This is a genomic window from Streptococcus oralis SK304 (genome assembly GCF_000287715.1).
GTDB lineage: Bacteria > Bacillota > Bacilli > Lactobacillales > Streptococcaceae > Streptococcus > Streptococcus oralis_Y.
Genome location: NZ_ALJN01000020.1, coordinates 16,877 through 38,087 on the forward strand (window position 1 = coordinate 16,877; position 21,211 = coordinate 38,087).

19 protein-coding genes are annotated in these 21,211 nt (G+C 41.6%); 1 reads left to right on the forward strand and 18 read right to left on the reverse strand.

What is annotated here, in order from left to right; translation table 11 throughout:
- Positions 1-30 precede the first annotated feature (30 nt).
- From mltG to HMPREF1125_RS10915, 10 genes are all read right to left on the reverse strand, one after another.
- Positions 31-1,782: an endolytic transglycosylase MltG gene (gene mltG, locus HMPREF1125_RS10870; protein WP_000927557.1), complete on the reverse strand. Its 1,752-nt coding sequence runs from the start codon at positions 1,780-1,782 to the stop codon at positions 31-33.
- Between the two features lie 74 nt (positions 1,783-1,856).
- Positions 1,857-2,360, reverse strand: coding sequence for a GNAT family N-acetyltransferase (locus HMPREF1125_RS10875; protein ID WP_000702413.1), 504 nt, complete (start codon positions 2,358-2,360; stop codon positions 1,857-1,859).
- Positions 2,357-2,824 carry a GNAT family N-acetyltransferase gene (locus HMPREF1125_RS10880; protein WP_000405302.1) on the reverse strand — a complete coding sequence of 156 codons (468 nt, stop codon included), beginning with the start codon at positions 2,822-2,824 and terminating at the stop codon, positions 2,357-2,359. The genes HMPREF1125_RS10875 and HMPREF1125_RS10880 overlap by 4 nt, the downstream gene beginning before the upstream one ends.
- Positions 2,825-2,833: 9 nt before the next feature.
- Positions 2,834-4,168, reverse strand: a complete 1,335-nt coding sequence (murC, locus tag HMPREF1125_RS10885; RefSeq protein ID WP_000048097.1) for a UDP-N-acetylmuramate--L-alanine ligase — start codon at positions 4,166-4,168, stop codon at positions 2,834-2,836.
- An 11-nt stretch (positions 4,169-4,179) separates the two neighbouring features.
- Positions 4,180-4,791: a hypothetical protein gene (locus tag HMPREF1125_RS10890; RefSeq protein WP_000806755.1), complete on the reverse strand. Its 612-nt coding sequence runs from the start codon at positions 4,789-4,791 to the stop codon at positions 4,180-4,182.
- Positions 4,792-4,838: 47 nt separating this feature from the next.
- Positions 4,839-7,934 carry a DEAD/DEAH box helicase gene (locus tag HMPREF1125_RS10895; protein ID WP_001096258.1) on the reverse strand — a complete coding sequence of 1,032 codons (3,096 nt, stop codon included), beginning with the start codon at positions 7,932-7,934 and terminating at the stop codon, positions 4,839-4,841.
- A 92-nt stretch (positions 7,935-8,026) separates the two neighbouring features.
- Positions 8,027-9,193, reverse strand: coding sequence for a MalY/PatB family protein (locus HMPREF1125_RS10900; protein ID WP_000521343.1), 1,167 nt, complete (start codon positions 9,191-9,193; stop codon positions 8,027-8,029).
- Positions 9,194-9,200: 7 nt separating this feature from the next.
- A complete protein-coding gene (locus HMPREF1125_RS10905; protein ID WP_000031981.1) occupies positions 9,201-10,295 on the reverse strand; it encodes a cystathionine gamma-synthase in 1,095 nt (364 codons plus the stop codon).
- Between the two features lie 145 nt (positions 10,296-10,440).
- Positions 10,441-12,399 carry a peptide ABC transporter substrate-binding protein gene (locus HMPREF1125_RS10910; protein ID WP_000748547.1) on the reverse strand — a complete coding sequence of 653 codons (1,959 nt, stop codon included), beginning with the start codon at positions 12,397-12,399 and terminating at the stop codon, positions 10,441-10,443.
- Positions 12,400-12,600: 201 nt separating this feature from the next.
- Positions 12,601-14,223, reverse strand: a complete 1,623-nt coding sequence (locus tag HMPREF1125_RS10915; protein WP_000064202.1) for a putative polysaccharide biosynthesis protein — start codon at positions 14,221-14,223, stop codon at positions 12,601-12,603.
- Between the two features lie 105 nt (positions 14,224-14,328).
- Here HMPREF1125_RS10915 and HMPREF1125_RS10920 point away from each other — a divergent pair, with 105 nt between their 5' ends.
- Positions 14,329-15,774, forward strand: coding sequence for a UDP-N-acetylmuramoyl-L-alanyl-D-glutamate--L-lysine ligase (locus HMPREF1125_RS10920; protein ID WP_000590275.1), 1,446 nt, complete (start codon positions 14,329-14,331; stop codon positions 15,772-15,774).
- Between the two features lie 31 nt (positions 15,775-15,805).
- Here the strand turns inward: HMPREF1125_RS10920 and HMPREF1125_RS10925 are convergent, their stop codons facing one another.
- The 8 genes from HMPREF1125_RS10925 to HMPREF1125_RS10960 all read right to left on the reverse strand — a co-directional run bounded on the left by HMPREF1125_RS10925 (position 15,806) and on the right by HMPREF1125_RS10960 (position 21,175).
- Positions 15,806-16,006, reverse strand: a complete 201-nt coding sequence (locus HMPREF1125_RS10925; RefSeq protein ID WP_000051179.1) for a CsbD family protein — start codon at positions 16,004-16,006, stop codon at positions 15,806-15,808.
- A gap of 101 nt (positions 16,007-16,107) precedes the next feature.
- The gene (locus HMPREF1125_RS10930) at positions 16,108-16,758 is read right to left on the reverse strand and encodes a DUF1803 domain-containing protein (RefSeq protein WP_000614465.1); all 651 of its coding nucleotides are present in this window, start codon (positions 16,756-16,758) and stop codon (positions 16,108-16,110) included.
- Positions 16,742-17,254 (reverse strand): YiiX/YebB-like N1pC/P60 family cysteine hydrolase, encoded by a 513-nt coding sequence (locus HMPREF1125_RS10935; RefSeq protein ID WP_000880662.1) that lies wholly within the window; start codon positions 17,252-17,254, stop codon positions 16,742-16,744. Before HMPREF1125_RS10935 ends, HMPREF1125_RS10930 begins: the two co-directional genes overlap by 17 nt.
- A gap of 85 nt (positions 17,255-17,339) precedes the next feature.
- On the reverse strand, positions 17,340-18,275 hold the full coding sequence (locus HMPREF1125_RS10940) for a manganese-dependent inorganic pyrophosphatase (RefSeq protein WP_000036026.1): 936 nt from the start codon (positions 18,273-18,275) through the stop codon (positions 17,340-17,342).
- Between the two features lie 85 nt (positions 18,276-18,360).
- Positions 18,361-18,645 (reverse strand): GIY-YIG nuclease family protein, encoded by a 285-nt coding sequence (locus HMPREF1125_RS10945; protein ID WP_000384643.1) that lies wholly within the window; start codon positions 18,643-18,645, stop codon positions 18,361-18,363.
- Positions 18,635-19,381 (reverse strand): tRNA1(Val) (adenine(37)-N6)-methyltransferase, encoded by a 747-nt coding sequence (locus tag HMPREF1125_RS10950; RefSeq protein WP_000392507.1) that lies wholly within the window; start codon positions 19,379-19,381, stop codon positions 18,635-18,637. The genes HMPREF1125_RS10945 and HMPREF1125_RS10950 overlap by 11 nt, the downstream gene beginning before the upstream one ends.
- A 32-nt stretch (positions 19,382-19,413) precedes the next feature.
- Positions 19,414-19,773, reverse strand: a complete 360-nt coding sequence (locus HMPREF1125_RS10955; RefSeq protein ID WP_000689612.1) for a S1 RNA-binding domain-containing protein — start codon at positions 19,771-19,773, stop codon at positions 19,414-19,416.
- 1 nt (position 19,774) lies between these two features.
- Positions 19,775-21,175, reverse strand: coding sequence for a bifunctional Cof-type HAD-IIB family hydrolase/peptidylprolyl isomerase (locus HMPREF1125_RS10960; protein WP_002883346.1), 1,401 nt, complete (start codon positions 21,173-21,175; stop codon positions 19,775-19,777).
- Positions 21,176-21,211: the final 36 nt, after the last annotated feature.

A 21,211-nucleotide genomic window follows, 5' to 3' on the forward strand; every position in this document is an offset into this window, starting at 1 on the left:
AAACAAAATTATGTGGAAAACCACATAATTTTAGTTTGAACTACTTGATTGTGTTAATTTACTATTGATATGTTCTGCAACGTTTTGGTCATGCTCTTCTTTTGTCGTTGCAAAGTATACTTTACCGTCTTCAACATTAGCTACAAAGTACAAGTACTCACTCTTTGTCTGATTTACACTTGCTTCAATCGCATCGAGGCTTGGACTATCAACTGGTCCGGGCATGAGGCCAAGATGTGTATAAACATTATAAGGTGAATCAATCGTAGTATCAATTGCAGTATCATCAGCCAAGCTAATCTTTTGGCCAAGTTTTCCTTCAGCATACAAGATAGCAATGTTGCTTTGAAGTGGCATACCAAGATTCAAGCGGTTATAGAAGACTCCCGCAATCAATTTACGATCTTCGGTCTTAGCACCTTCTTTTTCGACAAGAGAAGCAATACTGAGCAATTCATTAACTGTCAGATTCTTTTCTTTGATCGTAGTGTAATACGGTGACATGGCCTTGTCCATAGCTGCTAACATATCATCAATCAAGCTTTCAACTGTGGTGCTGTCTTTGATAGTGTAGGTTGCTGGGAAAAGGTAACCTTCAAGGCGATAACGAACGCCACTGTCTTTTGTTGGAAGACTTCCAAGAAGGTTTGGATACTTGGCTACTAGTTGGGAGATGAAGGTTTCATCTTGAGCTTTTGCCATGAAAGCATCCGCTGTAAGAGGTTCTTTAAAATCACCTTGGAGTTGACCTACTGTCTGAGCAATTTGCTCTAAGGTATAACCTTCCGGAATAGTTAAGTTCGCAAGCACTGGTTCTTGAGGTTCAGGAGTTCCACCTTTTTGCAATTCTTGAATCAAGTCATCCGTACTCATGCTCTTCTTCAAATTGTAATAACCTGACTTCAAATCTGAACCCTTATACTTAGCATAAATACTAAAGATAAGTCCATGTTTGACCAAACCAGATTTTTCCAAAGTGCTCCCAATTTGTTGCACGTTTGATCCTTCTGGAATTTGAACTGTCACATACTCCTTAGAGCTCGCATCAACAGGTTTCAAAGAGTTTTGAACGTAACCGTATCCAAAGTATCCACCAGCAGCCACAAGCACCAAGAGGACTAAAAAGGTTACTAGGAAACCTTTGGCCTTTGATTTCTTCTTTTTCTTGGTTGGTTTTTTACCTTTACGGCGACGGTTACGACGTGGTTCCTCCGTTAATCTGTCTGAGGATCCAGTTGAAACTAGCGCTTCAGCTTTATTATCAGAAGAAGGAACTGATGTATTGGCCTCTTCTGTCTTATAAGTCACATCTATCTTGGTCGGAGTATCGTTAAATTCTTTTTCTTCAGGTTCAAGATCAACTGGTTCCACCTTAGGTTGAACGGACTCCACTACAGGTTCTTCAGCTGGATGAATCGGTTCTACTAGAGGTTCTTCAGATTCTACAACTTCAATCTTGTCAATGACAGGCTGTCTAATCTCTTTCTCTTCTTTTTCATCCGTTTTATCAGCTTCAGCACTCGAAAGTGGAGGAACACTCGGCGCATTCTTTAGAATTTTATCGACAACAGATAGGGAATCAGCCATCAACTCTTCTGTTGAAGTATCCGATTCAGGATTTACAGGAGTTACTGAACTAGCTTGAGATGATGAAGCTGTCAGATTTGGAATGTCTACTTCTTTCTCTCTTCTATCTTGTTCTTTTACTCTCTCTAAATCACGTAGAATCTGCTCTTTAAAGCTTAATTTTTCTTCTTCTCTTGATTTTTCAGTCAAAAGCATTACCTCCTTGTTGACAATCCATAATATTATATCTTAAAAGTCGCAGAAAAGCAACTAACTAGGGCATTCCCTAGCTAGTTTTCTTTATTTTCTGGCTGCCAAACCATATCATACCATGTTTCCCCAGCAAAGCTTGACTGGGATACTCCTTCATTAACAAAGCCATGTTTTTCGTAATAAGGGATGAGATAGTCATGGCAGGTCAAGTTGATACCTTCTCGTTCATGTTCTAAAGCGACTTCTTTCAGAGCCCTTAACAATCTTTTCCCCACGCCCAAGGCTTGTGCCTCCTTAGCTATGGAGAGACAGGTCACAGAGATATAGCCTCCAGGTCGATGGCTATAGTCTTTTATCTCTTCTGTAAAGGACTGATCTTGTAGATGACGATGTGGGACGACTGGACCTTCGATATACCCAAGGATACGTCCCTCCTTTTCAGCTACGAGAAAACTGGTCTGAATTTCACGTAAGTGCGCCTCAAAGACCGAACGAGGAATCGCTTCTTCAAGGGAGAAATTCTCCAGTTCTATCTCTAAAATTTGATCTAAATCCGAAAATCTTGCTTGTCTGATTTTCATACTTCCTCCTGATAAAAAGGATTGACCCAAATCAGATTCCATCCCGAAAATCTTGCGTACGGAGCCTCTAGCAATTCTCCCGTAGCAAAGTCATTCATCTCAAAATAAGAGAGCAAGTCATCAGGACAAGTCAAGCGAAGATACTCATACCCTCCTTCTACCGCCACTTGTTTCAAGCTAGCAAGAAGAAGGGTTCCCAAGCCTTGCCTGCGATGGTCAGGATGAATAGCAAATGATTTTATTTCTATCCATGTGGGATGAAGAGACTGAGACTCTCCTAAAACATAGCCTACGAGCTGGTTTTCATCTCTAGCTACAAGAAGGGTATCCGCAATCTTACGGATACTCTCTTCTAAAAACTCGTAGTTCACTATTTCTTCTGAGGATAAACAAGATTCTTCAATTGCTACAATTTCTTCTAAATCCGATAAAGTAGCCCGTCCTATGGTGATTGGAATTTCCATTCTTTTTTCTTATTGAACGTTACTTGTCAAATTAGACAAAAGACGTTCAAATGAGTACTCATAGGTTTGGATGTCTCCTGCTCCCATAAAGACATAGACTGCATTATCATGCTCAAGGAGTGGTGATACATTTTCAACTGTGATGACTTGGCTTTTCTTCTTAATTTTATCTGCTAGGTCTTCTACCTTGACGTCACCATGGTCCACCTCACGGGCTGATCCATAGATTTTCGCCAAGTAAACAGCATCTGCCTGGCTCAAAGCTTTAGCAAAATCGTCCAATAGGGCAATGGTTCTAGTAAAAGTGTGTGGTTGAAAGATTGCAACAATTTCCTTGCTTGGGTATTTCTGACGAGCCGCATCTAAGGTCGCAATGATTTCCGTTGGATGGTGGGCGAAATCATCAATAATAATGGTGCCATTGACAACCTTTTCAGTGAAACGACGCTTGACACCAGCAAATGTTTTCAAGTGTTCACGTACCAAGTTCAAGTCAAACCCTGCTGTATAAAGTAAACCAATAACGGCTGTCGCATTCATAATATTGTGACGACCAAAGGTTGGAATGTGGAATTGACCCAACTCTTGTCCGCGGAAATGAACTGTGAAGGTCGAACCAGTCGTAGAACGTAGAAGGTCGCTGGCTACAAAGTCATTTCCCTCAGCATCAAAGCCATAGTAATAGATTGGAGCATTGGCTGTAATCTTACGCAACTCAGCATCCTCACCGTAGACGAATAAACCTTTGGTAATTTGTTTAGCATAATCATTAAAGGCATTGAAAACATCCTCTAGACTAGTAAAGTAGTCTGGATGGTCAAAGTCAATATTGGTGATAATAGAGTATTCTGGGTGGTAAGGCATGAAATGACGCTCATATTCGTCAGATTCAAAAACAAAATACTTAGCATTTTCAGAACCTCGACCCGTTCCATCCCCAATCAAGAAGCTAGTGTCTGTGATGTGAGACAAAACATGAGACAGCATCCCAGTCGTTGATGTCTTACCATGCGCTCCTGCAACCCCCATGCTGACAAAGTCACGCATAAAGCTGCCTAGGAATTCATGGTAACGTTTGTAGCTGATACCATTTTTGTCGGCATAGGCGATTTCAACGTTATTATCTGGACGAAAGGCATTTCCAGCAATAATTTCAAGATCCCCTTGCAGATTCTTTTCATCAAAAGGAAGAATCGTAATCCCTGCCTGCTCTAGTCCACGTTGAGTAAAGTAGTATTTTTCAACGTCTGAACCTTGAACCTTGTGTCCCATTTGGTGCAACATCAAGGCCAAGGCACTCATCCCTGATCCCTTGATTCCAATAAAATGATATGTTTTTGACATGTTTTTCTCCCTTACTCAGTAATTCTTGTCAGATTCAACTCTTGAGCAACCTGACGTTCCTGTTCCGTTTGCTTATTCTTTTTATTATATATTTGACTCTTCTTTAGGAAATCATAGTTGTTCTTTTTAGCCTTTCCTGTTTGGACTTTCGGAGTTGGAGTTACTACCTGCCCAGCTTCCTCAGCTAAGATATAGTGGGACTGGCTCAAGTTTTTACTAAACTTAGCAAACTCACCTGGATTTTCCTTTTGAAATGGTGCTGTTGGTTGGTTTCCTTGACGAACAAGTGTTGAACCATTGTGTCGTCTAGTATGACTAACATCCTGAGTCAAATACTTGGCCGAACGTTTCTTCTTCAGATCCGCACGCGCCTCTTCTCGAGCCAATTCAGCATATGTTTTTTCAACTTTTTTAGATTCTTGGCCTGGTTTTGACTCCTTGCTAGCTACCGAAGGAGTTACAGCCTGTTCCTCATTGATAGGAGACCATTCCAAATAGTTTTTATCGCGGTAATCACCCTTGATATTGCTAATAAAGTCTGACTCATCGTACAAGTCCATGACTGGCATTTTGGTCAGCATGATCTCATCATCTGACACCAATGGAAATCGATCTTGTTTCATTTTGTATTTCCTTTCAACACTTCATTATAGCGTATTGTCTTGATTTTTCAAGTGCTGGCTTCAGAAATCCCTAAAATTTCTCGAATTTCTGCCAGACTTAGGCTCGCACGCGATTCTGTCCCATCCAAAACTTGGGAAACCAGGTGTTTCTTCTGTTCCTGAAGTTCTTGAATCTTTTCTTCAATGGTTCCTCTAGTAATCAAACGGTAAACCTCTACCTTCCGCTCCTGTCCCATTCGGTGAGCTCGTCCGATAGCCTGAGCCTCGACAGCAGGATTCCACCAGAGGTCCACTAGGATGACGGTGTCAGCTCCTGTCAGATTGAGACCGACACCACCCGCCTTAAGGGAGATAAGAAAGATATCCCTTTCCCCTTGATTAAATATTTTGGTCATCTCTTGTCGGTCTTGAGCAGGAGTTGAGCCCGTAATTTTGAAGGAAGTCAAGCCCAAATTTGGGAGCTCTTGCTCGATTTTTTCCAACATTCCTTTAAATTGAGAGAAAATCAAGACCCGATGCCCACCATCTGCCACTTGTAGCAATAAATCTCGGAGACTATCCAATTTACCACTGGCTCCTTGGTAATCGTCCATAAAGAGAGCTGGCGTATCGCAGATCTGGCGCAAACGCATGAGACCAGATAAAATTTCTACCCGGCTTCTCTGGAATTCTTGATCTGTCACTTGTGCTAGGCGGTCTCGCATCTGTTGCAACTGGGCGAGATAGATGGTCTTCTGCTGGTCTTCCAGTTCATTTTTATAGACGACTTCGATCAGATCAGGCAGTTCTGTAAGGACTTCTTCTTTCTTACGCCTCATGACGAAGGGCTTGATAAACTGCGCTACTCGGTCAGCCGGTAATTTCATAAACTCCTTTTTACTTGGTAAGAGCCCCGGAAGCACAATTTGGAAGATAGACCACAACTCTCCTAAATGATTTTCGATGGGCGTACCTGACAAAGCAAAGACTGCCGGCACCACAAACTGGCGCAAACTCTGAGCAATCTTAGTCTGGGCATTTTTCATGACCTGGGCTTCATCTAAGAAGAGAAAATCAAAAGCCATCTCTTGATAAAGCTCGCTGTCTTGACGAAAAGTAGCATAGCTAGTTACATAGATTTGGTGATTTTCAGAAAGAATCGCTTCTCGATTCGCTTTCAAACCATGAACGACAGCCAAATCCAACTGTGGTGCAAATTTTCTGAATTCATCTGCCCAATTGTAGATTAAACCTGACGGAGCTAAAATCAAGACCCGACTTTCTTCGGTCACCTGACTGGTCAAAAAAGCAATAGTTTGCAGTGTTTTTCCCAGTCCCATATCATCGGCTAGGATGCCACCAAAGCCATAGTGATGAAGCATCTGGAGCCAACGGACACCCTTTTCCTGATAGTCTCTCAAACTCGCCTGAACCTGTATATCTCCCAAAGGAAAATCCTCTGGATGAGTCAAATCATGAGCTAAATGCTGAAATTCCTCTGAGAAGGAGATCCTGTCTCGACCTTCGAAAAGCTGAGAAAGGCTATAAGCCAGAGATTTTCGAGCTTGAAAAGAACCATCTTTTAGATCAACCCCCAGTTCCTGCAAATTTTGACGAATCTGCTTGGTTTCCTCATCAAAAAAGTACACTTGGTCAGAAGAACTGATATAGAAATCCTGATTGCTGGTCAGGGCTTTAAGAGCTTGATCAATCTCTTCTTGGGCAATCCCTTGGAAATCAAACTGGATTTCCAACAATCCTCCCTTGGACTCAATCTGAACCTGAGGAGCTTGGACACTGTAGAGCTGATTCATCTCATCAGACAAGAAAACCTGACCCAACTTCTCAAAAGCTGGAATCGTATGGTGAAAGAAAGAATAAACCGTTTCCGGCTTCAAAGCCTGTCTCCAAGACTGAAAATTGGCCTCAAAACCAGCTCCTAGACAGACTTGAAATAGCTGGTTTTCCAAGACGGCATCGCTTGAAAATGGTAATTGTTCCAGCTGTTGACGACTAGTTACCTTAACATCTCCATAGTCAAACTGGATATCCAAACGGATGCGGCCGTCATCCTCCCTATCAAAGTAAAAGATTGGTGAAAAGGGTCTGATTTGCAAGCGCTCAGGAGCAGAAACTGTGCCCAGCTGTCCAAACAAAGGCAGACAGGCGGCCAGACGGTCACGATCACTGTTGTCAAACTGGAGGCATTTTCTCCCTCTCTCCTCCTGAGGAAGCTCCTTGATTTCCTTTAGTAGGCTGATTTGTTTAGGGTTTAAGAGATAAAGATTCCCCTTACGAAAGAGAACCGCCCCTCCATAGAATACGTTGACTCGCTCAGTCTCAGAGATCTCCATCTCAAAATAATCGGGATACTCCTGCACGGAAAAAGAGAAGAGTTCCGCATCGGGAGTTAAATCGTGAAAGATAAGATTTTCATAACTATCGATCTGGTGCTCAAAATGAAAATCCTCCAAATTCATCAGCAACTCCACTCCCTGCTCAAAAAAGGTCAGAGGGAAAAAGAGGTGACGACCTTGATTGGGGAAAAAGAGGTCTTGACTCAGTCCCTCCTCAATCAAGCCACATAAAAAAGTAAGAACTTCTTGACTAGCTGTATCAAAAGCCTCCCAAGACAAGTCATTTTCATAGTGTTTCCCAATCATATATGGCTTTCGATGGACTAAGACCTTCAAAAAGAGTGGGATGTCACGAATGACATAATATTTTTGACTATCAACTAAACCGATTCGGAGAGTCCAAAGGAGGCGATTGGTCCCAGCTTCAACCTGGCCTTGAGCCGACAAAGTGTAGATTTTCTCTCTCTTCTGAGGTTGAATACGCTCCAAAAAACTACCACCAAAACTAACCTTGGTTTCGACCTCTTCTTGCTCTTCATGTCCTTTTTCTAAGGCTTGTAAAATCACCTGGCCTTCCTCATCATTCTTCAGATAATGCTCGAGCGCTGCGAGGTGAACACAGTAACCTCTTTTTTGGAAAAAATCACAAGCACAAAAAACCAGATCATCCTCTAAACTGTAGCGCAAGTCTTCTCCCGCCACACGAGTATAGAGGCGATCCCCTTTTTCCTTGATAATCTCAATGTTGCCTGTCTCATAGAGAGTAACACCCTCCATGCGCAACTTTCCTGGAATCAATTTAGCCATAGTTACCCCTTTATCTTATCTTTTCATTATACCACATTTTCCCCTATGAAAATAGCCTTCTAGGAAGACTTTTCTCCTAGAAGGCTGGATTTTTAAAGTGTAGCAAAAGTGGTCACGATGCGTTGGCAAACCTCTTCTAGTACTGACTTCGGCATAGCCACATTGAGGCGGACATGAAGGGATCCCTCCTCCCCAAAGTCCAAACCTCGGTTCAAGATAACCTTGGCTTCATTCTTCAAAAGCTCTTGCAAGCGGTCATCCGTTAGGTCATAGGCTGAAAAATCAAGCCAGATCAAGTAGGTACCTTGTGGTTTCATGACCTTAATCTTGGTTTCGTTGCCCAAAACATCCACTACATAGTTAATGTGGTCCTCGATGACTTCTTTTAACTCTCCTAACCAGTCCTTGCCATAACGGTAGGCAGCTTCTGTTGCCAAATACCCCAAGCCTGAGATTTCATGCTGGTTATTGGCCAACTGGCGTTTTTGGAAAGCCACACGAAGCTTTGGATTTTCAATAACTGCATAGGAATTTTTCGTTCCAGCAATATTAAAAGTCTTGGTAGCACTGCTCAAAACAAGAGCAAAGTTTTTGAAGTCTGGATTTACAGTATTAAAAGACTGGTGTTTGTGACCAAAGAGGGCCAAATCTTGGTGAATCTCATCCGAAACCAACAAAACACCATGTTTTTGGCAGAGAGTTCCAATCTTTTCCAATACTTCCTTTTCCCAAACACGTCCACCAGGATTATGAGGATTGCAGAGGATATAAAGCTTCACATCCTCTCCCACCATATCCTTCTCCAACTGGTCAAAGTCAATCTCAAACAATCCATCCTTTTCCACCAAAGGATTGGCAATCAATCGGCGATTGTTGAGTTTGACACTGCGGGCAAAAGGTGGATAGACCGGTGTGTTAATCAGAACAGCCTCACCTTCTTTTGTAAAGGCTTGAATAGCTGTTGAAATAGCTGGCACCACTCCCTCGATAAAGACGAGGGCATCTTTGTCAAAGTGATAACCGTGTTGGCTGGCTTCCCATTCCTGAACCGACTGAATCAAAGCGTCGCTTGCATAAGTATAGCCATAGACCAACTGATCTGCATAGGTTTGTACGGCTTGTCGAATCTCAGGTAAGACTACAAAGTCCATATCCGCTATCCAGGCTGGTAGAATTTCTCGATCATCTTCTGCCTCTTTCCATTTATAGGTATGATGCCCAAAACGATTGGGCAGGCTTGTAAAATCATATTTTCCCATATCTATCTTATCCTTCCAAGGCTTGGCGCAAGTCCGCAATCAAATCTCTAGCATCCTCAATCCCAATAGACAAACGCAAGAGGTCATCTGTCAAACCATAAGAATGGCGCACTTCTACTGGAATATCCGCATGGGTCTGCGTCGTTGGATAGGTGATCAGACTCTCTACCCCACCCAAACTCTCAGCAAAAGAGAAGACCTTGAGGCTGTTCAAAATATGAGGAATACGTTTCTCATCCACTACTTTAAAGGAAATCATTCCCCCACGACCAGTATAGAGAACTTCCTTGACTGCAGGTGAAGATTCTAGAAAAGCTACTATTTCTTGGGCATTAGCTGTAGAACGCTCCATGCGCAGAGACAAGGTCTTAAGACCACGAATTAACTGATAACTATCAAATGGTGACAAGACAGCACCTGTCGTATTGAGATTGTAGAACAGTTGTTCATATAGTTCTAAACTATTAGTCACAACTACCCCAGCCAAGACATCATTGTGCCCTGCTAGATATTTGGTGGCTGAGTGAAGAACAATATCCGCACCATCTTCGATTGGTCGTTGGTAAATCGGACTGTAGAAGGTATTGTCTACGACTACTTTAGCCCCCTTGTCATGAGCTAGTTTTGCTAGTTTTGCAATATCAAATTCTAACATCAAAGGATTGGTTGGCGTTTCGATGTAGAGAACATCCACATGATTTTCCAGATCAGCAATCAACTCTGCTTCAGTATTAGCATAGGTAAAATGGAAACGGCCTTCTTGCTCCACTTGGTTGAACCACCGGAAAGAACCCCCATACAGATCGCGCACAGCCAAGACTTTACTTCCCACTGGAAAAACACTAAAAACCAGTACAATCGCCGCCATACCTGAGCTTGTTGCTAGAGCATAGTCTGCTGATTCAATCGCAGCCAAGACTTCTTCCGCCTTACTGCGAGTTGGGTTTTTAGTGCGCGTGTAGTCAAATCCTGTAGACTGACCGAACTCAGGATGCTGATAAGTTGTTGAAAAATGAAGCGGAGTTACCAAGGCACCTGTAGCCTTATCTGACTTGATTCCCGCCTGGGCCAAAATTGTGTTGATGTGTAGTTCTTTGCTCATACAATACCTCCAAATCTATAGTAACTATTGTACCACTTATTTTCACTAACTTATTTTCTTGTTTTCAAGAGCTAGTTATAGTTTCAAACTATATAAAAACGATAGTTCCTTGAGAAACTATCGTTTTTCCTGTTGAGTAGACTCGCTATTTAACGTGTTTTGCCAGTTCTTCTTGGGCTTTTTTATTTGATTCTTCTTTTTCTTTCAACCATTTTTCTTTAGCTTTTTCATACTCATCAGTCGTTACAGTCTTATCTTGCAACTTGAGGTACTTGTATGATTCGACACCCTTATTTCCAGCTTGTGAGAATGGCGCTGAGAATGGAACTGTCTTTCTCAAGCTAGGTGTTCCACCTTGGGAAACGTTTGGAATTGCAAGGGCGCTATCAACGAGCCAAGCTTGAATTTCAGCATATTTTTCATAACGTTTTGCTGGGTCTTGCTCCTTGTTCGCTTCTTCCAACATTTGAGTGTAAGTATCCAGACCAACTGCCTTAGCCTTGTCATTAACCTCACCTGGTTCTAAACCAAGGTTTTGCAACATACCACCGTTATTGACATTTAAGATATCAAGATAGCTTGATGGATCCAAGTAGTCAGCACTCCAACCGCCATTATAGATATCAAAGTCTTTTTGAGCTGCCGTTTGAGCGAGGTAGCTAGAATTATCGTAGTCATCTGTTGATAATTGTTGGATATCGATAACCACATTCTCAGCTCCGAGAACAGATTCGATGGATTGTTTCAAAGAGCTCGTTTCAAGTACACCTTTTTTAGCTGATTGGTCTACAGATACATCCAAGTGGATTGGGAATTGTACACCCTTAGCTTCCAATTCTTTCTTAGCTTCTGCAAATTTAGCTTTAGCCTTGTCAGGATTGTAGTATGGGTCTTGCGCGTCTGCAAAGTTGATTCCTTGCCATTCTTGGCCATAGTTGACCATCTTTTCTGAAACAACATCACCAAAGTCTTTTCCGTTGATACTTACAAATGTTGGAGGTACAACCAAGTTACGAATAATCTTTGTTGCTCCTTCTTCCCCTTGAGATTGTGCTCCATAGGCTGTACGGTTATAAGCATAGTTGAAGGCTTGACGGAAGTTTTTATTCAGAACTGCTTCTTGGGTTGATTTCTTTTCGATATCTGAGGATTTAGAAGTGAAGTTATAAGATTTTCTGTCCAAGTTGAAGTTCAAGTAATAAGAAGTTGCGTTTTGCATACTATAGATGATGTTATCCTTGTTCTTCTCTTTAATTCCTTCAAAGCTTGAGCTATTTGGGTAGAGACGCGCGTAGCTGTATACTCCTTCTACGAAGTTACGAGCTAGGGCATCTTGGTCACTACCATCATAGTAAGTCAATTTTACATCATCCACAAAGACATTTTTAGCATCCCAGTAATTTGGATTTTTCTTGTATTCGATAACAGATTTTGAAACAAAAGATTTCATCAAGAAAGGTCCACTGTACAAAATACTAGAAGGATCTACCTTACCAAAATCATCCCCTTTTGATTTCAGGAAGTCTGCATTGACAGGGAAGAGAATGGTTGAAGTTGTTTTAGAGTTCCAATAAGGTTCTGGACGTGTCAAAGTGTACTGAACTGTTTGGTCGTCAATCGCCTTAACACCGACAGTTGAAAAGTCAGTTGTTTTCCCGTTGATATAGTCATCCAAACCTGCTACAGAGTCTTGAACCAGGTACAAGGCTTCGGATTTTTTATCAGCAGCATATTTCAACCCAGTGACAAAATCTTGCGCCGTTACAGGGGCGTATTCTTCACCCTCATAGGTATACCATTTTGCATCCTTACGCAATTTGTAAGTATAGGTCAAACCGTCCTGAGAAACAGTCCAATCCTCTGCCAACGATGGAACATAGTTACCGTATTGGTCATTTTCCATCAATCCATCTACCAAATTAGTAACGATGTCGTTGGTTGTTGCACGGTTTTCTGCAAGATAGTTCAAACTAGATGGATCGCTCGAATAAACATAGTTATATGTTTTAGAAGAACTACTTGAGTTTCCACATGCGCTCAGTAAGATACCTGCGCTTAACACGACACTTGCAAGTGTCAGATACTTGGCCTTAGACTTTTTCATTTCCAGAACCTCCTGTTTTAAAGATTTGTCTTATTATACAGCTTTGGTTTTATTTAGTCAAGCGATTTCTGAAGAAAAACTTAAAAAACATATTTTTCTACTCTTAATTTTAGAAAAAGTTCTCCTTTTTTAAGAAAAATATACTATAAAAACCTTTCTATTATAGAAAGGTTAATTCATTGCTTTTATTTATAAATCTTCTTACGATATTTTCAATCGTGTCCGTAGTCGGTCCGCTTGGGCCTTACCTATTATCTTGTCTAAAAGTCGTGTCCGTAGGCTCATCAAACCATAGAGACCTCCTCCAAGCCCTCCGATGAGAGCTACGTAAAGGAAACTCCAGAGACGTCCACTTGGCTGGAAGACAAAACCGAGTAGCCATTGTAAGAAGCCAACTAAGATAAACATGACAAGGGTCAAGATGGTAATCAAAATGGTCCGCTTCAATATAATCTTTCGACGAGCACCCGTTACCTGGCAAATGTCTCGGTACATCAAGACATTCGGAATGATTAGTCCGATGGTCGTTGAAATCAAAGGACCGTAGCTGTGGAAAATAGCAATGGTTGGCAATTGCAAGACTAACTTAGCAATAGAACCATAGACAAAGTAAAGCACTGCCTTTCGGTTTCGGAACATGGCCTGAAGCATAGGAGACAAGACCATATACAAGCCTAGGATAGTAGACTGTAAAACTGCAAAGACAAATAAACCCATGGCCAGACTATCTGGCTTACCGTAAAAGACTGTATAAAGAGGTTCCCCTACCATGACCACTCCAACCGTTGCCGGTAGTAGAAATAAGAAGAGCATGGTGAGGCTATCTTGGACTAGGCGAGCCGCCGCCTGCAAGTCGCCTTTTACATAGTTTTCCGTCAACAGTGGCAAGCCGACACTCCCAATCGAAACTCCCACAGAGATTAAAATCATGGTAATTTTATTCGGATTGGCAGAGAAATAAGAAAACATAACAACCAAGTCTTCATCGCTATAGTTGGTAAACCACTTCATACTATTGATAAAAGTCATCTGGTCTAAAATCTGAAAGAGTTGAATGGCAGACCCTGTCAGGATAAAAGGAATGGCTTCCTTGATGGTATCGACTAAGAGTCGCTTACTATTGATCTTATCCCGTGTTTCAAAGACTCTTTTGAGCAAACCTTCTTGGGCAAGGAAGTAGATCAAAACTGCAAAACTTGCCACCATCCCCACAAAGGCCGCAAAGGTCGATTGGGTAACGGCTGATAGGTAGTCACCAGAACCCATCTTCATAATGAAGAAGGTTGCCATCAACATCCAGATAACACGGATCACCTGCTCAGCGATTTGACTCATAGCATAGGGTTTCAGGTTATTCATCCCTTGGAAGAAGCCCCGGATGACACTCATAGATGGGAAAATCAAGACCGCCCAAGCCAAACTCTGCATGATGGGAATCAGGTCTTTCCCCACACCTGACAAATCTGCTAACCAGGGAGAAAAGAGATACAAGACCAAAGCAAAGACTAAGCCCAAGCCCGTCATAAAGCTTAGGAAACTCCGAATCAAGGCAAAGCTGTGCTCTTCTTCTCGCATGGTATTGTACTTAGCCACTTGTTTGGCGACTGCAACTGGGATACCCGCTGTCGAAATCAGCAAGAACCAGGCGTAAATATTGTAGCCCATGGTAAAGAGTCCATTTGCCTTAGCAGCATAGGTCCCCATCCAGATATACCAGGGAATAATGTAGATTGCCCCAAGGAGGCGACTAATAAAGTTACTAGCTGTTAGCCAAGCAGTCCCTCGCAACATCTGGGCTTGCTGGTGATTGTTTTCGTTAGACATAGCTTCCTCATTCAATTTTAATAACTAGGAAATTTTCCTCATCTTCCATTATAAACTTTTCCTTGTTACTTGTAAAATTCAGACTTTCGGTTTACAATAGAAAGTATGATAAAGATTGAAACCGTATTAGATATATTAAAAAAAGATGGTCTCTTCCGCGAGATTATCGACCAAGGACACTACCACTACAACTACAGTGAAGTTGTTTTTGACAGCATCAGTTACGACAGTCGAAAAGTAAAAGAAGGTACTCTTTTTTTTGCCAAAGGCGCTGCCTTTAAAAAAGAATACCTCCTATCCGCTATAAGTCAAGGCTTAGCTTGGTACATCTCCGAAAAGGACTACGAAGTCGGTATCCCTGTCATCGTTGTGAACGATATCAAGAAAGCCATGAGTTTGATTGCTATGGAATTTTATGACAATCCACAAGAAAAACTCAAAATTCTCGCTTTCACAGGAACAAAAGGAAAGACAACATCTGCTTACTTTGCATACCACATTCTATCTCAACGCTACCCAACAGCTCTCTTGTCAACTATGAACACAACTCTAGATGGCAAGACCTTCTTTAAATCTTCCTTCTCAACGCCTGAAAATATCGATCTTTTCGACATGATGGCTCAGGCTGTTAAGAATGGAAGAACCCATCTTGTAATGGAAGTTTCTAGCCAAGCCTATCTTGTTCATCGAGTATATGGTCTGACCTTTGATGTAGGTGTCTTTCTTAACATCACTCCTGACCATATCGGTCCGATTGAGCATCCTAGCTTTGAAGACTACTTCTATCACAAACGTCTCTTGATGAAAAATAGCCGAGCAGTTGTCATTAACAGCGACATGAACCACTTTTCTGTGCTAAAAGAACAAGTGGAACATCAAGAACATGACTTCTATGGTAGCCAGTCAAGTAACCAAATCGAGAACTCCAAAGCCTTTAGCTTTTCCGCTACAGGTAAACTCGCTGGTGATTATGATATTCAACTCATTGGCCACTTTAACCAAGAAAATGCAGTTGCTGCAGGACTTGCCTGTCTTCGTCTAGGTGCTAGTCTCGAAGATATCAAAAAAGGAATCGCTGCAACCCGCGTTCCTGGACGTATGGAAGTCTTGACTCAGAAAAATGGAGCCAAGGTCTTCATCGACTATGCCCACAATGGTGACAGTCTGAAGAAACTCATCAATGTGGTTGAAACTCATCAAACTGGAAAAATTGCTCTGGTTCTCGGTTCGACAGGCAATAAAGGAGAAAGTCGACGCAAGGACTTTGGCCTCCTCCTTAATCAACATCCTGAGATTCAAGTCTTTCTCACCGCTGATGACCCCAACTATGAAGATCCAATGGCCATTGCTGAAGAAATCAGCAGCTACATTAGTCATCCTGTTGAAAAGATTGCCGATCGTGAAGAAGCCATCAAGGCGGCGATGGCCATCACAAATCAAGAACTCGATGCTGTGATTATTGCAGGCAAGGGAGCTGATTGTTACCAAATCGTCCAAGGAAAGAAAGAAGACTATCCTGGAGACGCAGCTATCGCAGAACGTTATCTATAAAAAAATCAAGGGAACTATTCCCTTGATTTTTTTAGTCTTCTTTCTTAAATGAATTTTTAAGACCTTCAACGGCACCTTCTACAGCACCTTTAGCATCTTCAACAACTTCTTTTGCTTTCGCAACTGTTTTTTCTACAGTACCTTCTGCTTCTGTCTTGCTATCGCCAGTAACTTTACCAAATCCTTCTTTGATAGCACCAGTTGCTTGATCCAATTTATTTTCAAGTGACATAGCTCTGTCTCCTTTGCTTTTAATACGATAAACGTTATCGCTTACATTCAGTTTATGCTTATTCTTTAGCAAAGTCAAACAATCTGCTCAAAAGCAAGCAATTAAGGTAAATAGAAAGTCAACTGTTCCTTGTCGAAATCAACAGCCAACTCATACTTCCCTTCTTCGTTTTGCACAACATAGCCTAGGACGACCAAACTATCCACAAAGATATCACGGCGTTTCTGCATCAGTTGATCTTTTTTGAGGAATTTTAACAAAAAAGTCGTCATATATTTGAGGGCATACTCAGGGTTAACATCTCCTAAAATGGCATATAGTTCCTGCTGTTTTTGTGTCAAAGGATAATGATTCTTGACCTTGTAGAAATAATTCGACAGGGTCATCTTTTCTCTTGCAAAATCCGTAGATTCGACTAAAATGGCTGCATTGGTTTGATTGCGCAATTCTGTCTCAAAAGTCTTTTTCAGCAAGGCTTGATAGACTGGATTGTCCTCTCTGATAAAAATCTCTTGGTCAAGGGATAGATTGTCTATCGATTCTAGAAAAGGGAGGTTGAGTGAATAGCGTTTATTTTCCCTTAATATCAAACCTGCCTTTATATACTCTTCCATGAGTTTATCAACTGCCACATCTGGAAACTGAGCTTTGATTTCTCGTAGAATCACATCGTCATGCTGGTCCAGATAGTCCACCAAATCTATAAAAAATAGCTGCCGAGTCAAACGAGAGGGATTAAAAATCTGAATCATGAAGATTCCTTTCTTTACATTCTAAAAGAGGGGATGCTGCTAGTTGACTAGGATTGGTCCCTGGTTGATTCAGAGGCACAGGAAGTTCGAGGTTCCTGTAATATTCTCTCCAAAAATCACTAATCACCTGCTCCCCATCCCCAAATTTCATGGGAATAGTTTCAAAAATCGGTAGGATTTCAGCGATGTACTGAGAGCAGTAAAAGCCAGACCCATCTGGATAAAACGAGTTATTATAAGGAGCACCTAGATGCTGGTTAGCTCTTTTCTTTACTTTTTGAATATCTATTTTTGGATAAAGATAAAGATCATACAGACAAGCTGGCTCTAAGAAGTCTCTTAGTTTTTGACAGATAACACCAACTTCACTAGTTGCATGATAAACAAAGCCGTCTAAAAAGATAGCTACATGACTATAGTTCCCAGTAGAATCCTGAATGGCCTGCCCCAAATCCGACTCATCTCTTACAAAAATCAAATCGCCATTTGCTAACATGCTTCTCTCCTAGAAAAAAAGGAGTTAAAACTCCTTTCGATATAAGACAAACTAGCCTTTCCTATTTTGAACTGACATCAGGAACTTACCCATTAAAGCTCTCAGTCAACTGAGGCACCACTTGTTTCTTACGTGAAACAGCACCTGGAAGGAAAGCGTGGTTGTTTTCAAGTTTGAAGTTGAAAGCTGCTTCCACCTTGTCCATGTTTGATCCAAGAGCAAGGATTTCTGAGTTTGAATTGACGATGTCTGTAATCATCAAAACAAAATCTGAGTAGCCGTTTGCCGCATTAGCCGCTTGCATTGCTGCTTCGATTTCAGCTTGGCGTTCCAAGACTTCAGCAATATCAACAGTATTGACTTGGGCAACACGAACCTTATTTCCGTTGAGTTCAAATGTCTTAGCATCGATGTCAATCAATTCCTCAGCAGATTTGCTAGCCAAGTTAGTACCAGCCTTGAGCATAGCAAGACCGTACTCTTCCAAGTTGACACCAGCTAATTCTGCCAATTCTGGAGCAATGACTTTATCAGATGGGTGAGTTGTTGGAGATTTCAAAAGAAGGGTATCTGAAATCAAACCTGAAAGCATCAAACCTGCGAGTTCTTTAGGAACTGCTACTCCATGTTCTTTGAACATGCGGTAAACGATAGAAGATGCTGATCCAACTGGTTCCAAGCGCATGTAAAGTGGGCTTGCAGTTTCAAAATTAGCCACACGGTGGTGGTCCACAACTCCGTAAACTTCTACTTCTGCGATATCTGATACAGATTGTTGGAATTCATTGTGGTCAGTCAAGATGACTTGCTCTGCACCTTCTGCTTTAGCAGATGTGATAACACGCGGTGCTTCTATGCCAAAATAGTTCAAAACGAAGGCTGTTTCTTCGTTTGGAGTACCGAGAGCAACTGCTTCTGTGTCCAATCCATAAGCTTCTTTTGCAAGGTAAGCAAAGGCTACAGATGACCCGATGGCATCTGAGTCTGGATTTTGGTGACCAAATACTAGAATCTTAGACATGATAATACCTCATTTAATTTATTCATCTTATTGTAGCACTTTTTTCCTCTTTTGACAAAAGTAAGAGGAGCCAAAGGACTCCTCATTAGCCATCAATATCGTTGACTAGATTTTTCTCTTGATTTTCGGATAAAAATCGTTCTTTCTGTGGACGTTTTTTTCGTTTGAGGAGAGCCTCTGCAGACATGGCTTCTTCCTTGCTGGCAAAACCTTGAGCATAGATGAGCCTGACTGGCAAGCGAGCTCGAGTATACTTGGCTCCCTTACCACTATTATGAACGGCAAGGCGTTTTTTCACATCCGTTGTATAGCCCGTATAGTACGAACCGTCGCGACACTCCACCACATACATATAAGCCTTATAATCCATAATAAATCTCTTGAATTTCTGGCGTATAAGAACCATCATCATTGTGAACAATGAGTGGTGGCAGGACCTTGAAGCCACTTGTCGATCCATCCTTGATAGCTTCGATTAAGAGCATATTGGCCTCCTTCTCTCGTTTAGGATAGACAAATTGCAGGCGCTTAGGTGCCAAATTGTGGCGTTTGAGCATGTCTAGGATATCCAAGAGCCGATCTGGACGATGAACCATGGCCAAACGGCCATTGGATTTGAGAATACTCTGAGCACTTCGACAAATTTCTTCTAGGTTAGTTGCAATTTCGTGTCTTGCTAGGAGGTAGTGTTCACTCTCGTTGAGATTGGAATGTGGATCGACCTTGAAATAAGGTGGATTGCACAAAATCATATCCACCTTACTTCCTTGGATGTGAGCAGGCATATTTTTCAAATCATCGCAGATGACCCGCATCTGCTCTTCCAAGCCATTCAATCGAACCGAACGCTCTGCCATATCTGCCAAGCGCTCCTGAATTTCTACAGAGAGAATTTTTGCCTTGGTACGACTACTTGCAAAAAGTCCAACTGCACCATTTCCAGCACAAAAGTCCACAATTAAGCCATTTTTAGGAAAGCGAGGAAAGCGCGACAAGAGAACACTATCCACCGAATAGCTAAACACCTCTCTATTTTGAATGATCTTAATATCTGTCGAAAAGAGCTGGTTGATGCGCTCTCCTGGTTTTAATAATTGTTCTTCCATATATTGATTTTAAAAATACGAAATCTAATAAACTAGTTTTTCTCTCTCAGATTGTTAAGGGCTTCACGCGTCCAAACAGGCATCATTCGACCAAGTGGAGCAAAACCATGCTTGATCCGATCATTCGAAAAACGTCTCCGTCTTGGTAGCTGATGTTTTTCTTCCTCCAGAGTGCGAATAGATAGACTGGCTTTACCTGAAAATTCGTCTAAATCAACAACCTGAACTTGCACTTCTTCACCAATTTTCAAAACTTCATAGATATTTTCGATAAATCCCGTTCGAATCTCCGAGATGTGAATCAACCCAATCACCCCTGTCTCTAACTCAACAAAGGCACCATAGGGCTGGATTCCTGTAATACGCCCATTTAGCTTATCACCGATTTTCATCTTAGTCCTCAATTTCAATCGTTTCAATTACTACATCTTCAACTGGTTTGTCCATAGCGCCTGTCTCAACAGCTGCAATGGCATCCAAGACTGCAAAAGATTCTGCATCGATCAATTGCCCAAAAACAGTATGGCGGCGGTCTAGGTGAGGAGTTCCACCTTGTTCAGCATAGATCACAGCGATTGGTTCAGGCCAGCCACCACGCGCAATCTCTTTCTTAGAGTAGGGCAAGTGTTGGTTTTGCACGATAAAGAACTGACTGCCATTGGTATTTGGACCAGCATTAGCCATAGAAAGAGCCCCACGAACATTATAAAGTTCTTCTGAAAATTCATCTTCAAAAGCTTGTCCATAAATAGACTCTCCCCCCATACCAGTACCAGTTGGGTCTCCGCCTTGGATCATAAAGTCCTTGATAATACGGTGGAAAATCACTCCATCATAGTAACCATCTTTTGAAAGAGCGACAAAGTTTGCTACTGTTTTGGGAGCCTGTTCAGGGAAGAGCTTGATACGCAAGTCTCCATGATTCGTCTTAATAGTCGCTAGAGGACCTTCTACTGTTTCAATTTCTACTTGTGGGAAATGCAATTCTTTTTCTACCATACCAAATCCTTCTAAGGCATCAAAAATGCCATCTTCTTCTACTGTTTTTGTAATATAATCTGCTTTTTCTTTGATCTTTTCGTGGGAAACTCCCATAGCAATACTGATTCCAGCATAATCAAAGAGTTCTAAGTCGTTAAGACCATCTCCAAAGACCATGACATTCTCTGGTTTCAAGCCTAGATGTTCCACAACCTTGGCTACACCAGTTGCTTTGGATCCTGAAATCGGCACGATATCAGATGAATGTTCATGCCAACGCACCATGCGAAGTTTATCTGATAAAGACTCTGGTAAGTGCAAGCTATCTCCTTTATCTTCAAAGGTCCACATCTGATAAATATCTACTTTTTCATGGAAGTCAGGATCAACATCCAAGTTTGGATAAATCGGATCAATAGCCTCACTGATCAGTTCTGTTCGAGTAGAGAGCTTGGCGTCATGACTGCCAACCAAGCCATATTCAATTCCCTCTCGCTTGGTCCAAGAGATATACTCCTCAACATCTGACTTGTCAATCTGATGTTGATAAATGACCTGATCTTTTTTATCTTCGATATAGGCTCCATTCAGGGTTACAAAAAAGTCCGGCTTGAGCTCACGAATCTCTGGAACAACTCCAAAAATACCACGTCCAGAAGCAATACCTGTTAAAATTCCTTTTTCACGCAACTGCTTAAAGACAGTGGAAATTGTAGCTGGAATAAAACCTGTCTTTGACGTACGCAGGGTATCATCAATATCAAAAAAGATGATTTTAATCTTCTTTGCCTTGTATTTTAATTTCGCATCCATCTCTCTACCTCTTTTTTCCATTACTCTTTCCATTAT